This is a genomic window from Streptomyces sp. NBC_00078 (assembly GCF_026343335.1).
Taxonomy (GTDB): Bacteria; Actinomycetota; Actinomycetes; order Streptomycetales; family Streptomycetaceae; genus Streptomyces.
In genome coordinates, this window is record NZ_JAPELX010000001.1 from 2,127,764 (window position 1) to 2,142,730 (window position 14,967).

The window sequence follows — 14,967 nt, forward strand, 5'->3', positions numbered from 1 at the left end:
CTTGGCTCCTTTCTCCGGTTCCGGAGCGAATCCGCTTCGTGACCCCGCGGACCGACGGCTCCCGCGTATCGCGGGGCCGTCGGGCCTGGTCATCTTCGGCGTCACGGGCGATTTGTCCCGAAAGAAGCTCATGCCCGCCGTGTACGACCTCGCCAACCGGGGTCTGTTGCCGCCGGGCTTCTCCCTCGTCGGCTTCGCGCGCCGCGAGTGGAAGCACGAGGACTTCGCGGCCGAGGTCCACGACGCCGTCAAGGAGCACGCCCGTACGCCGTTCCGTGAGGAGGTCTGGCAGCAGCTCATCCAGGGGATGCGCTTCGTGCAGGGCACCTTCGACGACGACGACGCGTTCGAGCGCCTGCGCGCCACGATCGAGGAACTCGACAAGGCGCAGGGCACGGGCGGCAACTTCGCCTTCTACCTGTCGGTGCCGCCGCGCTCGTTCCCCGTGGTCATCCAGCAGCTGAAGAAGCACCACCTGGCCGAGCAGACCGGCGGCTCCTGGCGCCGCGCGGTCATCGAGAAGCCCTTCGGGCACGACCTGAAGTCGGCCGAGGAGCTCAACAAGGTCGTCCACGAGGTCTTCGCCCCGGACCAGGTCTTCCGCATCGACCACTACCTGGGCAAGGAGACCGTCCAGAACATCCTGGCGCTGCGCTTCGCCAACACGATGTTCGAGCCGATCTGGAACCGGTCCTTCGTGGACCATGTGCAGATCACCATGGCCGAGGACATCGGCATCGGCGGCCGGGCCGGCTACTACGACGGCATCGGCGCCGCCCGCGACGTCATCCAGAACCACCTCCTCCAGCTGATGGCGCTCACCGCCATGGAGGAGCCCGCCTCCTTCGACGCGGACGCGCTGGCCGCCGAGAAGACCAAGGTGCTCGGGGCCGTACGACTGCCGAAGGACCTGGGCCGCGACACCGTGCGCGGCCAGTACGCGGCGGGCTGGCAGGGCGGCGAGAAGGCGGTCGGCTACCTCCAGGAAGACGGCATCGACGCCAAGTCGAAGACCGACACGTACGCGGCGATCAAGGTGGAGGTGGACAACCGCCGCTGGGCGGGCGTCCCGTTCTATCTGCGCACCGGCAAGCGCCTCGGCCGCCGGGTCACCGAGATCGCGGTCGTCTTCCAGCGGGCGCCGCACTCCCCCTTCGACCACACGGCGACGGAGGAACTCGGCAAGAACGCGATCGTCATCCGCGTCCAGCCGGACGAGGGTGTCACGGTCCGCTTCGGCTCGAAGGTGCCGGGCACCTCGATGGAGATCCGGGACGTGTCGATGGACTTCGCCTACGGCGAGTCCTTCACCGAGTCCTCCCCGGAGGCGTACGAGCGTCTGATCCTGGACGTGCTGCTGGGCGACTCGAACCTCTTCCCGCGCACCGAGGAGGTCGAGCTGTCCTGGAAGATCCTCGACCCGATCGAGCAGTACTGGGACCAGAACGGCAAGCCCGCCCAGTACCAGTCCGGCACCTGGGGGCCCGTGGAGGCGGACGAAATGCTTGAGCGAGACGGACGGAGCTGGCGCCGGCCATGAAGATAGACCTCACGGACACCACGGCCAGCAAGATAAACAAGGCGCTGGTGCAGGGCAGGCGGGCCATCGGCACGCCTGCCGTGGGCATGGTGCTCACGCTGGTCATCGTCACGGACGAGGAGAACGCGTACGACGCCCTGAGGGCGGCGAACGACGCCTCGCACGAGCACCCTTCACGCACTCTGGTGGTCATCAAGCGCGTCTCACGCACTCCCCGCGACCGTACGCAGTCGCGCCTGGACGCCGAGGTCCGGGTGGGCGCGGAGGCGGGGTCGGGCGAGACGGTCGTCCTGCGTCTGTACGGCGAAGTGGTGCACCACGCGCAGTCGGTCGTGCTCCCCCTGCTGCTGCCGGACGCACCCGTCGTCGCCTGGTGGCCGGTGAACGCGCCCCTCGACCCGGCAAGGGACCCCCTGGGCGCTCTCGCCCAGCGCCGTGTGACGGACACATATGCCTCGGAACAGCCGGTACGGGAGCTGACGGCCCGGGCCGACACCTACACCCCCGGCGACACCGACCTCTCCTGGACCCGCATCACGCCCTGGCGCTCGATGCTGGCCGCCGCCCTCGACCAGGTCACCTGCAAGGTGGAGTCCGTCGAGGTGGAGGGCGAGGAGTTCAACCCGAGCTGCGAGCTGCTCGCGATGTGGCTGGCGGACCGGCTGGACGTGCCGGTGAAGCGGTCGCTGTCGAACGGCCCGGGTCTGACGGCGGTCCGTATGGCCACCGACACGGGCCAGGTGGTCCTGGACCGCGCGGACGGCTCCCTCGCCACCCTCTCCATCCAGGGCCAGCCCGACCGTGCGGTGGCGCTGAAGCGACGCGAGACGGCCGAGCTGATCGCGGAGGAGCTGCGGCGGCTGGATCCGGACGACACCTATGCGTCGGCGCTGCGGTTCGGGGTGGAGCGGCTGAACCCGTCGGCGCCCGCGCCGTCGGCGCAACCCGCGGCCGAGGAGCCGGCCAAAGGAGAACCGGGCCGAGTCGAAACCCCTGTCGAAACCCCTGTCGAAGGCGCTGCGAAAGCTCCCGCGAAGGAAGCGGCGGCGGAGGCGGCGGTGACCGACGTGGCGAAGAAGGCGGCGGCGAAGTGAGCACTCCGCAGGTGGTCGTGCACCGCGACAAGGAACTGATGGCGCAGGCCGCCGCGGCCCGCCTCATCACGAAGATCGTGGACGCGCAGGCCTCCCGGGGCTATGCGTCCGTGGTCCTCACGGGCGGCCGCAACGGCAACGGCCTGCTGGCCGCCCTGGCCGCCGCCCCGGCCCGGGACGCGGTCGACTGGGGCCGGCTGGACCTGTGGTGGGGAGACGAGCGCTTCCTGCCCGAGGGCGACTCCGAGCGCAATGTCACGCAGGCCCGTGAGGCCCTGCTCGACGCCGTTGCGCTGGACCCGAAGCGCGTGCACGCCATGCCGGCGTCGGACGGCCCGTACGGACCGGACGTCGAAGCGGCGGCGGAGGGGTACGCCCTGGAGCTGGCCCGTGCGGCCGGCCCCGAGAACCACGGTGCCGTGCCCACGTTCGACGTCCTGATGCTGGGTGTCGGTCCGGACACGCACGTGGCGTCCCTGTTCCCGGAGCTTCCCGCCGTCCGGGAGGCGGAGCGGACGGTGGTGGGCGTGCACGGCGCGCCCAAGCCGCCGCCGACGCGTGTGACCCTGACCCTTCCGGCGATCCGTGCGGCGCGCGAGGTCTGGCTGCTGGCGGCCGGCGAGGACAAGGCGCAGGCCGCGGCGATCGCCCTCTCCGGGGCGGGCGAGGTCCAGGCCCCGGCGGCGGGCGCGCGCGGCCGCTCCCGCACACTGTGGCTCCTGGACGCGACGGCGGCATCACAGCTGCCGCGATCGCTGTATCCACCGGCTACACCGTGAGGCTCGGCTGAGCCGAATTCAGCCTCTCCGGCGTCTGCAGAGCGAGGTCCGGGGGGCGGCCCGATGGGACGGGTGGGGGCGGCGGGGGTGAGGACTCCCGCCGCCCTCTCACTTCACCGACCCCGCCATGACCCCCTGCACAAAGTGCCGCTGGAACGCGAAGAACACGACCACCGGCACCACCAGCGACAGAAACGCCCCCGGCGCCAGCACATCGATGTTGCTCCCGAACTGCCGTATCTGCGACTGGAGTTGCACAGTCAACGGCTGCGAGGAACTGTCCGCGAACAGCAGCGCCACCAGCATGTCGTTCCACACCCACAGGAACTGGAAGATGGCCAGCGAGGCGATCGCCGGGCGCCCCACGGGCAGGACCAGCCGTGTGAAGATCCGCCACTCACTGCCACCGTCCATGCGAGCCGCCTCCAGCATCTCCTTCGGCATCTCGGCGAAGTAGTTGCGCAGGAGGAACACGGCGAACGGCAGGCCGTAGGCCACATGGAAGAGCACGACCCCCGGAATCGTCCCGAACAGCCCCAGCTCTCCGAAGAGTTTGGCCACCGGCAGCAGTCCGATCTGCACCGGCACCACCAACAGGGCCACCACGACCAGGAAGACGGCCTCCCGCCCGGGGAAGTCCAGCCAGGCGAAGGCGTATCCGGCCAGCGCCGCGAGGACGACGACCAGCACGGTCGCCGGCACCGAGATCAGCACCGTGTTCCAGAACGCCTGCGTCATCCCGGCGTTCTTCAGCAACGCCGAGTAGTTGTCGAAGGACAGCTGACCCGGACTGGTGAACACCGTCCACCAGCCACTGCTCGCCGAGTCCTGCGTGGACCGCAGCGAGGACAGGAACAGCCCCGCCAGCGGCGTGACCCACACCAGGCCGATCAGCACGAGAAAGGCCTGCACCACACCGCTGCTCAGCGTACGCCGCACCGCGTTCATCGCTGACTCCTTCGGAAACGACGGACGTTGAGAACCATGGCGGGCACCACCAGCAGCAGGAGCAGCACCCCGAGCGCGCTGCCGAGTCCCTGGTTGTTGCCGCCGCCGAACGACACCAGCCACATCTGCGTGGCGAGCACGGTCGCGTCCTCCTGCACCGGGCCGGGCGCGATGATGTAGACGAGGTCGAAGACCTTCATCACGTTGATCACGAGGGTCACGAAGACCACGGTCAGTACGGGCGCGAGCAGCGGGACCGTGATCCGGCGGAAGATCTGCCACTCGTTCGCGCCGTCCATCCGCGCCGCCTCCAGCGCGTCGCGTGGCAGCGCGGCCAGCCCTGCGCCGATCAGTACCATCGCGAATCCCGTCCAGATCCACAGATACGCCCCGATGATGGCCGGTGTGACGAGCATCGGCCCGAGCCAGGAGACCCCGTCATACGGCTGCGCGAAGTTCGAGGCCGGCAACTGCACCGCGTACGAGCCGGACTTGAGGCCCGTGAAGCGGAAGGAACCGTCGGACGCGGTGGTCGCATGCGCGACGGTCGTACCGTCGTCCCGCACCGCCTCCACCCTCATCTTCGGCAGCCCGCTCTCCCGCCGGTCGACCTGCCCCTGCTTCCCTCCCCCGCCGGGCGTGAAGTCCAGGTAGACGACCCCGCGCAGTTCGTCGGCCGCCGCCTTGCGGTGCGCGGCCGCGTACGCCGGCCCGGCATCGCCCGGCAGGTCCTTCGGCGCGACGCCCACCAGACCCAGCGCCACCGAGCCCCCCGGCGACAGATGGCCGTTCGTCCGGTACGAGCCGTCCGGCCGCGCCACCAGCCCCTGGCCCTCGCGAGCCCGCGCGGCCGGATACTGCGAGGTGTTCTCGAAGGCGTCGTGCACGCCGACCACGGCCGCGTTCAGCACGCCCTTGTTCGGGTCCTCGTCGTAGGCGAGCCGGAAGATGATGCCCGCGGCCAGGAAGGACACCGCCATCGGCATGAAGAGCAGCAATTTGAAGGCCGTCGCCCAGCGGACCTTCTCCACCAGGACGGCGAGGATCAGGCCCAGGCCGGTCAGCAGCGCCGGGGCGAAGACGACCCAGATGGCCGTGTTGCGAACGGCTTTGAGGGTCGCCGGGTCCCGGAACATCTCGGTGTAGTTCTCGCCGCCCACGAAGCGCGTGCCGGACGCGTCGAAGAAGCTGCGGCCGACGGAGAACAGCACCGGGTAGACGACGAGCGCACCCAGCAGGAGCAGTGCCGGCAACGCGAACAGCACGGCGATGAACCGCGCCCGCCGCCGTGAGCGGCGAGCACGCTCAACCGCCCCGAGTCCAGGCGGACTTGTCTCTTTGAGCAGAGTCGCGGTCATGGCCCGTCAGCCCTTGTACGCCTGGGCCGCCGCGGTCTCCAGCTGCGCCGCGGTGCCCTTCGGGTCGGACGGGTCGCGCAGGAAGTCCTGGAGCAGCTTCCACTCCCCCGCGCCCTTCGTCCCGCCGAAGGCCGCCGGCGCCTGGTCGGACATGTCGAAGCGGACCGAATCCCCGGCTGAGACAAGGGACTTGGCGGTGGCACGCGTGACGTCGTCGCCGTAGGAGTCGAGGGTCAGCTTCCTGTTCGGGGACAGGAAGCCGCCGGCCTTCGCCCACACGGCCGCGGCCTCGGGGGTCGCGAGGTACTCCAGGAGCTTCATGCCGGCCTTGGTGTTCTTGCCGTCCTTCAGGACCACGGCCGCGTCGCCGCCGCTGACCACGGGCGCCCTGCCCCCGTCGACCGCCGGGAAGGGGAAGAAGTTCGCGTCCGCGCCGATGCTCTTGCCGAACTGGTCGTGGGCCACCCCGGCGACGAAGTCGCCCTCGTACACCATGCCCGCCTCGGGCTTGGGGCCGAACACCTTCTCCACGGAGCCGGGGAAGTCGGTGTTGAGGGCCCCCTTCTGGCCGCCGGCTATCAGCTGCCGGTCCTTGAACAGCTTGCCCAGCGTGCCGAGTGCCTTGACCACCGAGGCGTCGGTCCACTTCAACGTGTGGGCGGCCAGGGCGTCGTACTTCTCGGGGCCGGCCTGCGAGAGGTAGATGTTCTCGAACCAGTCGGTGAGGGTCCAGCCGTCCTGACCGGCGACCGAGAAGGCGGCCAGGCCCGAGTCGGAGACGGTGTGTCCGGCCTTCAGCATCGCGTCGTACGTGGTCGGCGGCTTGACGCCGGCCTGGTCGAGGGCGTCCGGGCTGTACCAGACCGTCGACTTGTGGGCGGCCTTGAAGTAGAGGCCGTAGAGGCGGCCGTCGACGCTGCCGTACTTCTTCCAGACGGGCGAGTATCCCGCGTCCAGGGACTTCTCGGTGGTGGCCGACAGCGGCTTGAGCCAGCCCTTCTTCGCGAACTGCTGCAACACGCCGACCTGCGGGACCATCACCACGTCCGGCGCGTTGCCGCCCTCGATCTTGCTGCCGACGACGGTGGAGACGTTGTCCCCGGTGGACGTGAACTGCGTCGTGGCGCCGGTCTTCGCGGTGAACGCGTCCAGCACCTTCTGGAAGTTCTTCTGCTCACTGCCGGACCAGACACCGGCCACGGTGACCGTCTGCCCGCTGAGCGCCTTGTCACCACCCCCGGCGGAGACCGGACCGCCGCCTGCGCAGGCGGTAGCGCCGAGGGCCAGGGCGAGGGCGGTGCAGCCCGCGAGCATGGTCGTACGTCGTCGCATCATCGTTGATGTCCCTTCAATAGGTGGATAACTGATGAACAGTCAGAGGAGTGCGCGGTGATCAACGGGGTGTGACGGTGGTCAGAGGTCGTTGATCCACCACGCGGCCGTCGAGCCGGGCAGCACCCCGATCGGACACGGGCCGCTGGCCAGCAGGGGAGTGCCGGAGACCGGCGCGGGCGTGGGCGCCGTTCCGAAGTTGACGGCGCAGACGAGGCCGTCGCCCCGGGTGAAGGCGAGGACGCCTGGTGGGGTGTCCAGCCAGCGCAGCATCCCTTCGCCCAACTGGGGTAGCGCGGCCCGGAGTTGGAGGCCGTCGCGGTACAGGTGCCAGAAGGAGCGGGTGTCGGCGAGGGCGCGGTCGGTGGCGTACTCGGCGAAGTACGACGGCTGCGGCAGCCAGGGCCGTGCGCTCTCGGCGCCGGAGGTGAAGCCGAAGGGCGACGCCTGCCCAGACCACGGCAGCGGCACCCGGCAGCCGTCGCGGATCCGGGCCCGGCTGCCGGTGCGGCGGAAGATGGGGTCGGTGAGCACGTCGTCGGGCAGGTCGACGACCTCGGGCAGGCCCAGCTCCTCGCCCTGGTAGATGTACGCGGCGCCGGGCAGCGCCAGCATCAGCAGCGCGGCGGCGCGGGCGCGGGCGGCGCCGAGGCCGCTGCCCCCGGTGGCGGGTTCGCCGTAGCGGGTGACGGTGCGGACCTGGTCGTGGTTGTTGAGCACCCAGGTGACCGTGGATCCCGTTCCCGCGATGTCCTGCATGGCCTCGGAGATGACCTTGCGGAAGGCGTCCGCGTTCCAGGGGGCGCTGAGCAGGTCGAAGAAGAAGGCCTGGTGGAGTTCGTCCGCCCGTACGTACTTGGCGTGTTCGCGGGCGCTGGGCACCGACACCTCGCCGACCAGCAGCCGCTCGTGGCCGTCCCGTGCCGTGTACTGCTCGCACACCGCCCGCCAGTGCCGCCACACGTCGTGCACCTCGGGCTGGTTCCAGGCGAGAGGGTTGACGGAGTCGCGGGTGCGGGCGTCGGCCTCGGGGTCGTCCGAGTCGGGCAGGCCGGGGTGCTTGAAGAGGCCGGCGGCGACGTCGATGCGGAAGCCGTCGACGCCCCGGTCGAGCCAGAAGCGCAGCACCCGGTCGAACTCGGCGGCGACCTCCGGGACGCGCCAGTTCCAGTCGGGCTGCTCGGGCGCGAACATGTGCAGGTACCACTGGCCGGGGCGGCCGTCGGACTCGACGACCCGGGTCCAGGCGGGGCCGCCGAACATGGAGTGCCAGTTGTTGGGCGGCTCGCAGCCGTCCGCGCCGCGTCCGTCGGCGAAGTGGAAGCGGGCTCGGGCCGCGCTGCCGGGTGCCGCGGCGAGCGCTTCCCTGAACCACGGGTGCGCGCTGGAGCAGTGGTTGGGCACCACGTCGAGGAGCACCTTGACACCGAGCCGCCGGGCGGCCGCCACCAGCAGATCGAACTCGGCGAGGTCGCCGAAGAGCGGGTCGACGTCGCAGTAGTCGGCCACGTCGTAGCCGTGGTCGTGCTGGGGCGAGGGATAGAAGGGGCTCAGCCAGATCCCGTCCACACCCAGCTTCTTCAGATACGGCAGACCGGCCCGGACCCCGGCCAGATCGCCGATGCCGTCGCCGGTGCTGTCCAGGAAGCTACGGACGTACACCTGGTAGATCACCGCGTCACGCCACCAGCGGCGGTACTTACTCAACATGCATGCATGTTAGGTAGACGTGTCGAGAGGGTGTCAATGAACAGACGGAAGCTACCGAGCAGTCAACCCTTTATATGCCTATTTAATGGGCTGCAATGAACCCAAGAGAGACCGTCGCGTTACCTAACAAGTAACTAAGAGAGCTATCGGCCGGGGATGGCGGCCAGCTCCCGCGCCAGCCGTCGCACCGCCGCCGTGGGCGTCTCGTGCCCCGTCATCGCGTCCTGCACGACCGCCTGCACCACCAGGCTGACCTGGTCGTAACGCGGGCTCTTGGGACGCGGCTGGGCGGAGAGGACGCTCTTGCGCAGGGTCGGCAGATACGGGAACTGCCGTATCAGTGCGGGATCTTCGTACAGCGCGGCGCGTACGGGCGGCAGCGCGCCGCGCGTGAGGACCTGGCGCTGGACGGGCTCGCTGGTGAGGTACGCGATCAGGCGCGCGGCCGAGTCGGGATGCCGGGTGTGCGTGTTGACGGCCAGGTCGGAGCCCCCGAGGACACTCTTCCCCGGCCCGTCCGGCCCGGGCAGCGGTACGGCGCCTATCCTGCCGGCGACCGGGGAGCCCTTGGCGGACGCGGCGACGTAGGCGTAGGGCCAGTTGCGGAGGAAGAGCAGGTGGCCGTCCTGGAAGGCCTGCTTGGACTCCTCCTCCTTGTACGTCAGCGCCTTCTTCGGGATCCAGCCCTCGCGCACGCCCCGGGCGAGGAAGCCGATGCCCTCGCCTGCGGCCGCCGAGTTCACGGTGACCCGTGCGCCCTCGTCGCCGAGGATGCTGCCGCCCGCGGAGTAGACGGCCTCCGCGGCGTTGACGGTGAGGCCCTCGTAGGGAAGGAACTGCCCCGCGTAGCCGTCGAGTCCGTACTTCGGCGCGATGGTTCTGGCGTCGTGCTCCAGTTCGGCCCAGGTGCGCGGCGGCGGGACGCCCTCCTTGGCGAGGACGTCCTTGCGGTAGAGGAGCAGGCCGGCGTTGGTGACGTAAGGGACGGCGTACAGATGGCCGTCGTAGGTCGCCGTGTCGACGACCGGATCCAGGAAGCTCTTCAGCGGGAAGCGGTCGCGGGGCAGTGGCCGTATCCAGCCCGCCGCCGCGAACTCCGAGGTCCAGTTGACGTCGATGTTGAGGACGTCGAACCGGCTGCGGTCGCCGCCGCGCAGGTCGGTGACCATCTGGGCATGGGTCTCGTCGGCTGAGTCCGGCAGTTCGACGAGGGTGACCTTCTCGCCGGGGTGGGTGCGGTTCCAGCCCTCCAGCAGGGGGCCGAGATAGCTGGTGAGGTCTCCCGCGGTGGCGAGCGTCAGGGGCCCGCGGCCGCCCGCCGTGCCCTCGTCGGCGCGCGCACCGGAGGTTATGTACCCGGTCATGACCACGACGAGAACGAGGAGGCCCCTACCGGCGGCATGGATCCACCGCATAGGTTCCTCCCTGTACACCGGCACCACGGGCATCCTCGCCCGGGGACAGAGGCCATGTATACCTGTTAGGTATGCGCGATACTAGGGCCTGGAGCACATTACGAGGACGGGAGGACAGCACACGTGCGCCTGCCCCTCCTGGCACTCCTCGCACGCGGCCCGGCCCACGGCTACGAGCTGAAGCAGGACCTTGAGCAACTGCTGGGCTCCGCGTACCCTCAGCCGAACGTCGGCCAGATCTACGTAACCCTCGGCCGCCTCGAGAAGCAAGGCCTGATCGAGGGCAAAGACGTCGAGCAGTCGAGCAGGCCCAACAAAAAGGTCTACGACCTCACCGACACCGGGCGGGCGGCACTGCGCGCCTGGTTCGAGGAGCCCGAGGACGAGCCCCGGGTGCGGGACGAGTTCTTCATGAAACTGGCACTCGCTCCGCAGACGGGTCTCGCCGAGCAGATCGCCCTGATCAACAAGCAGCGGCGCCAGTACCTCAACACTATGCGTGACCTGTCGAAGCTGGCGGCCGCCGAAGACCGCGACAACCGCATCGCCCATCTGCTGATCGAGGGCGCGATGCTGCACCTGCAGGCCGACCTCGACTGGCTGGAACGGTGTCAGGAAGAGCTGGAGGAGCTGGAGTGAGTGCTGGGTTGAGTGACGGCCCCGCTCCCGTGCTGCGCGCCGAAGGCCTGGTCAAGACGCACTACGGCGAGGGTGCACCGGCGCATGCCGTGCGCGGGGTCGAGCTGCGGGTGCGGCAGGGCGAGTTCGTGGCCGTCACCGGCCCGTCCGGCGCCGGCAAGTCGACGCTGCTGCACCTGCTGGGCGGACTGCAGCGGCCCGACGGCGGCAGCATCCTGCTGGACGGCGAGCGCACGGACGCGTGGAGTGAAGCGCGCTGGGCGGTGGAGCGCAGGAAACGGATCGGAATCGTCTTCCAGTTCTTCAATCTCGTATCCGGTCTGTCGGTCGCCGACAACGTGGAGCTGCCTGCGCTGCTGGCCGGGGTCTCGCCGAAGCGGGCGCGTGCCGAGCGGGAGGAGCTGCTGGGCGAACTGGGTCTTGAAGGCAAGGAGCGGAACCTGCCGGGCGAACTGTCCGGCGGCCAGCAGCAGCGGGTCGCACTGGCCCGCGCCCTGGTCAACCATCCGCCGCTCCTGCTGGCCGACGAACCCGCGGGCAGCCTGGACAGCAAGGGCACCCGCGAGGTGATGCGGCTGCTGTCCCGCTTCCACCAGCGCGGCCAGACGATCGTGCTGGTCACCCATGACGCCCGGCTGGCGAGCGCCGCGGACCGGGTGATCAGCTTCTTCGACGGCCGGATAGCCGACGACGCGGCACTCGACGGCGCGCCGTCGCGCGGGACGGGCATATCCGGTGTGCTCGAACTCAGGGACTGACATGCGGTTGTACGACGACCCCCGGAAGGGCTGAGCCGCATGCGGGCGACGTTGCGCTGGGCGCACTCCGATCTGCGCACGCATCGCGGTGAGGCGCTGTTCCTGGTGCTCGCCACCGCCGGAATAGTGGTGTCGCTGCTGCTGGCCACGGCGCTGTTCGGGTACGCCACCAACCCCTGGCAGCGGATCTTCACGCAGGAGCGCGGGGCGCACGTCTGGATCCACACCAGCGAGTCCGCCAAGGTGCGCAGACTGGCGGACCTGGCCGGCGTCGAGTCGGTCTCCGGCCCCTACCCCACCGCCCCCGCCACCCTCGCCTCGCGCGGCACCCGCGCGTCGGTCGAACTGCGTGCGACGCCCGAGCGCCCCGCCATCGGCCATCCGCTGCTCACCGCCGGCCACTGGCTGGACCCCGCCACGCCCGACGGCGTGGTCCTGGAGAGCCGACTCGCCCGCGCCCTGCTCGCCGAACCGGGCGACACGCTCACCCTGCCGGGCACGGCACGCACGGTGACCGTGCTGGGCGTGGCCGACAGCGCCGAGCCCCGATACCGCCCCGGCGAGCAGCCGGGCCTGGTCTGGGCGCTCCCCTCCGCGGTGTCCCACCCCACCGGGCAGGTCATCGGCCTGCGCCTCAGCGACCCCGAGGACACGGCCTACGCCGTCCAGCGCGCCGTCACCGTCCTCGGCGCCGGCGCCATCGGCGAGGTCTCCACCTGGCAGCAGGCCCGGGCCGAGGCGCAGGGCGACAACCGGCTGCTCGGCCAGGTGCTGGGTCTGTTCGGGCTGGGCGCGCTGGTCGCCGCCGGCCTCGCTGTGCACGGCGCGATCGCCACCCGCATCCGCGGCCACCTGCGGGACATCTCGGTCCTGAAGGCGATCGGCTTCACCCCGGGCCAGGTCGTCCGCGTGTTCCTGCTCCAGCACATCGCCTACGCCGTCCTCGGCGCCGTGTCCGCGGCAGCACTGACCCAGGCCCTCGGCAGCCGCTTCCCGGGCCGCCTCGGAGACGCACTCGGCGTATGGCAGAGCCTCCCCGGCCACACGGCGGCCCTGTTCGCCATCCCAGTGGGCGCGATCCTCTTCATCACCGCGACGACGGGCCTCGCGGCCTGGCGAGCGGGCCAGGTACCACCGGTCCCGGTGACACGGCCCTCGGCCGTGAGGGGCGGAAGGCTGCCGGGGGCGGCGCGCGGGAATCCCGCCCCGGCTCCTGGCCTCACCCGCGCCGGGGGGCGCGCCCCCTCCGCTCCGCCCTCCACCGCGCGCTCCGTCGGGCAGCTCTCGGGTATGGCCCGGTCGGCGCTCGGGGTGGGGGTGTCGCCCGCCTTGGTGCTGGGCTGGCACACGGCCTTTGTCCGTCGGATGCGGTCCCTGGCCACCGTGGCCCGGCTGGCGTTGCCCCTGCTGCTGATCGTCGTGGCGATGAGTGCCTGGACCACCATCGACCGTTTCCACAGCAGCCCCGAGCAGATGGGCCTGCCGACCGCACTCACCGTCCACACGGACGCGGGTCTCAGCGACCCCGCCACGCGCACACTGCTGGATCGCGACCCACAGGTCGCCGCCGCCTACCCCGGCGTCGAGGTGGCCGCCCTGGTCCCCGGCCAGACGGCCACGATCGCCCTGCGCGGCCTGGGCACCCGCCAGGATCCCTACCCGTACGCCCTGGTCGAGGGCCGGCGCGCGCACGGCAGCGACGAGGCGGTGGCCGGGCAGGGCTTCCTCGACCTGCTGGACGCCCGTGTCGGCGACTGGGTGCGGATCACGGTCGGCGAGCAACCGCAGATCCTGCACATCGTGGGCCGCAGCATCGAACCGGAGAACGCCGGCCGGGTCATCTCCACCTCGCTCGACACCCTTCGCGAGAACGACCCCCACCTCACCCCGAGCCTCTACCAGCTCCGCCTGCGCCCCGGTGCCGACCCTCACACGGTCGCCGGCCGGCTGACCACCGCCGGCCACGGGCATCTGGACGTGCATGCCGTGACCAACCCGGCCGACGGGCTCTCCCCGCTGCGGTCGGTCGTCATCGGCCTGATCGTCGTCCTCGCCCTCATCGGGCTAGTCGAACTGCTCACCGCGATCGGCGGCACGGTCCGCGAGGGCGAACGCGATCTGCTCGCCCTCAAGGCCATCGGACTGTCCCCGCGCCAGATCACCGCGATCACGGTCACGGCCACCGTCTGCACCTCGCTGGCCGCCGTCCTCGCCGGTACGGCCCTGGGCGCACCCCTCGCGCACTGGCTGATCGACGCCCAGGGCAGATCGAGCGGCATCGGGGCAGGGATAGCCCAAGGACCGTCGCCCGCGCTGCTGGTGCTGTTCGGCGTGGCCGCGGTGCTCGGCGCCGCCGGGCTCGCGGCCCTGCCCGCCGCACGTGCGGCACGACGACGGCTCGCGGACACCCTCAGCGCGCTGACCTGACCACAACGCGAGAGCAGCTCAACTTCCGTAGGGATTCGCGGAGTTGCCGTAGGGATTCGACGGGAGGTACGGCGGGCGCGGGTCGTACGGATTCCCGTATGTGTTCCCGGAGGGATGACCCGACGGATGACCCGACGGATGACCGTACGGGTTGCCCTGCGGAGGGACGAAGCCGTTGGGGGCGTACTGCGGCGGTGGCGGCGGAGCGATCCGCGGCAGCGTGAGCGGATGTGCCGTCAGCCGGACGCCGTAGCGCTGTCTGAGCCGCCGCAGCTCCAGAACCGCGATCGCGGTGACCGTCACGGGAGCGCCCAGGATGAACACGATGCCCATGCCGAGGCTCAGACCGTGCAGATCTCCCGTGAACAGGTCGGGCAGGGCCATCAGCCAGGTCGTCACCGTGGCGAGCAGCGGCGGCAGGCCGCGGTGCACGGCGGCGGTGCCGAAGAAGTTCCCGGTGAGCTTGACCGCGCCCGCGATCACGAACCAGGCCATCCAGAGTCCGGCGACGCTCACCACGAGTCTCGCGAGGATTCCGAACGCGTCGCCCAGCCGGAAGAGCAGCACGGTCACAAGGACCGAACCGATGAAGAGCAGCAGCAGCTTGAGCGCGTTGACGAGTGGCACCCGCAACTGCCGCACCGTGCCACCGCGCCGCCAGACGTAGAGCATCACGCCGACCGTCAGCGGGGTGAGGAAGAGCAGGACGACGGATGCGGTGACCGCGTTGTCCAGCATCTCGTCGAAGGCGAACCCGCCCTCGACGAAAGTGTAGACGCCGAGCGCCGCGACCGCCCCGGCGATGATCCGCACCCGCTTGAGCTGCTCCACGGACGGGTCGACCGCCTGGGGTATCCACGCCGGATGGAACACCGCCCGCGCCATGTGATGAGGCTTCAGAAAGGACCGGGCGTCCAGCCTCTCGCTGAGCCAACTCCCCTGTGCGTTAGTCACGGTGTGCTCCCCC

At 70.5% G+C, this 14,967-nt stretch carries 12 protein-coding genes; 6 read left to right on the plus strand and 6 right to left on the minus strand.

Annotation, left to right across the window (positions count from 1 at the left end; translation table 11 throughout):
• Nucleotide 1: 1 nt before the first annotated feature.
• Genes zwf through pgl form a run of 3 tightly spaced genes read left to right on the plus strand, consistent with a single transcriptional unit; the run spans nucleotide 2 to nucleotide 3,413 of the window.
• Complete coding sequence (gene zwf / locus OOK07_RS09960) at nucleotides 2-1,540, plus strand: glucose-6-phosphate dehydrogenase (protein WP_266678877.1); 1,539 nt, start codon at nucleotides 2-4, stop codon at nucleotides 1,538-1,540.
• Nucleotides 1,537-2,634 carry a glucose-6-phosphate dehydrogenase assembly protein OpcA gene (opcA, locus tag OOK07_RS09965; RefSeq protein ID WP_266795988.1) on the plus strand — a complete coding sequence of 366 codons (1,098 nt, stop codon included), beginning with the start codon at nucleotides 1,537-1,539 and terminating at the stop codon, nucleotides 2,632-2,634. Before zwf ends, opcA begins: the two co-directional genes overlap by 4 nt.
• Nucleotides 2,631-3,413 (plus strand): 6-phosphogluconolactonase, encoded by a 783-nt coding sequence (gene pgl / locus OOK07_RS09970; protein WP_266678881.1) that lies wholly within the window; start codon nucleotides 2,631-2,633, stop codon nucleotides 3,411-3,413. Before opcA ends, pgl begins: the two co-directional genes overlap by 4 nt.
• 108 nt (nucleotides 3,414-3,521) lie before the next feature.
• Here pgl and OOK07_RS09975 read toward each other — a convergent pair whose 3' ends face one another.
• From OOK07_RS09975 to OOK07_RS09995, 5 genes are all read right to left on the minus strand, one after another.
• Complete coding sequence (locus OOK07_RS09975; protein WP_266678883.1) at nucleotides 3,522-4,361, minus strand: carbohydrate ABC transporter permease; 840 nt, start codon at nucleotides 4,359-4,361, stop codon at nucleotides 3,522-3,524.
• Nucleotides 4,358-5,719, minus strand: coding sequence for an ABC transporter permease (locus tag OOK07_RS09980; protein WP_266678885.1), 1,362 nt, complete (start codon nucleotides 5,717-5,719; stop codon nucleotides 4,358-4,360). The genes OOK07_RS09975 and OOK07_RS09980 overlap by 4 nt, the downstream gene beginning before the upstream one ends.
• A gap of 6 nt (nucleotides 5,720-5,725) precedes the next feature.
• Complete coding sequence (locus tag OOK07_RS09985; protein WP_266795991.1) at nucleotides 5,726-7,054, minus strand: ABC transporter substrate-binding protein; 1,329 nt, start codon at nucleotides 7,052-7,054, stop codon at nucleotides 5,726-5,728.
• 78 nt (nucleotides 7,055-7,132) lie between these two features.
• Complete coding sequence (locus OOK07_RS09990) at nucleotides 7,133-8,761, minus strand: glycoside hydrolase family 13 protein (RefSeq protein ID WP_266678889.1); 1,629 nt, start codon at nucleotides 8,759-8,761, stop codon at nucleotides 7,133-7,135.
• Nucleotides 8,762-8,904: 143 nt separating this feature from the next.
• Entirely contained in the window at nucleotides 8,905-10,176 is a 1,272-nt protein-coding gene (locus tag OOK07_RS09995) for an ABC transporter substrate-binding protein (RefSeq protein WP_266795993.1), read from the minus strand.
• Between the two features lie 123 nt (nucleotides 10,177-10,299).
• On the opposite strand from OOK07_RS09995, the gene OOK07_RS10000 reads away from it, so the two are divergent.
• From OOK07_RS10000 to OOK07_RS10010, 3 genes are read left to right on the plus strand one after another with little or no spacing between them, the layout of a single operon-like run.
• Nucleotides 10,300-10,815 carry a PadR family transcriptional regulator gene (locus tag OOK07_RS10000; RefSeq protein WP_266512222.1) on the plus strand — a complete coding sequence of 172 codons (516 nt, stop codon included), beginning with the start codon at nucleotides 10,300-10,302 and terminating at the stop codon, nucleotides 10,813-10,815.
• An 8-nt stretch (nucleotides 10,816-10,823) separates the two neighbouring features.
• Nucleotides 10,824-11,573 carry an ABC transporter ATP-binding protein gene (locus tag OOK07_RS10005; protein ID WP_266801919.1) on the plus strand — a complete coding sequence of 250 codons (750 nt, stop codon included), beginning with the start codon at nucleotides 10,824-10,826 and terminating at the stop codon, nucleotides 11,571-11,573.
• Between the two features lie 39 nt (nucleotides 11,574-11,612).
• Nucleotides 11,613-14,000, plus strand: coding sequence for an ABC transporter permease (locus tag OOK07_RS10010; protein WP_266795995.1), 2,388 nt, complete (start codon nucleotides 11,613-11,615; stop codon nucleotides 13,998-14,000).
• Between the two features lie 18 nt (nucleotides 14,001-14,018).
• On the opposite strand, the gene OOK07_RS10015 is transcribed toward OOK07_RS10010, so the two are convergent.
• Nucleotides 14,019-14,954 carry a hypothetical protein gene (locus tag OOK07_RS10015; protein ID WP_266795996.1) on the minus strand — a complete coding sequence of 312 codons (936 nt, stop codon included), beginning with the start codon at nucleotides 14,952-14,954 and terminating at the stop codon, nucleotides 14,019-14,021.
• Between the last annotated feature and the right edge of the window lie 13 nt (nucleotides 14,955-14,967).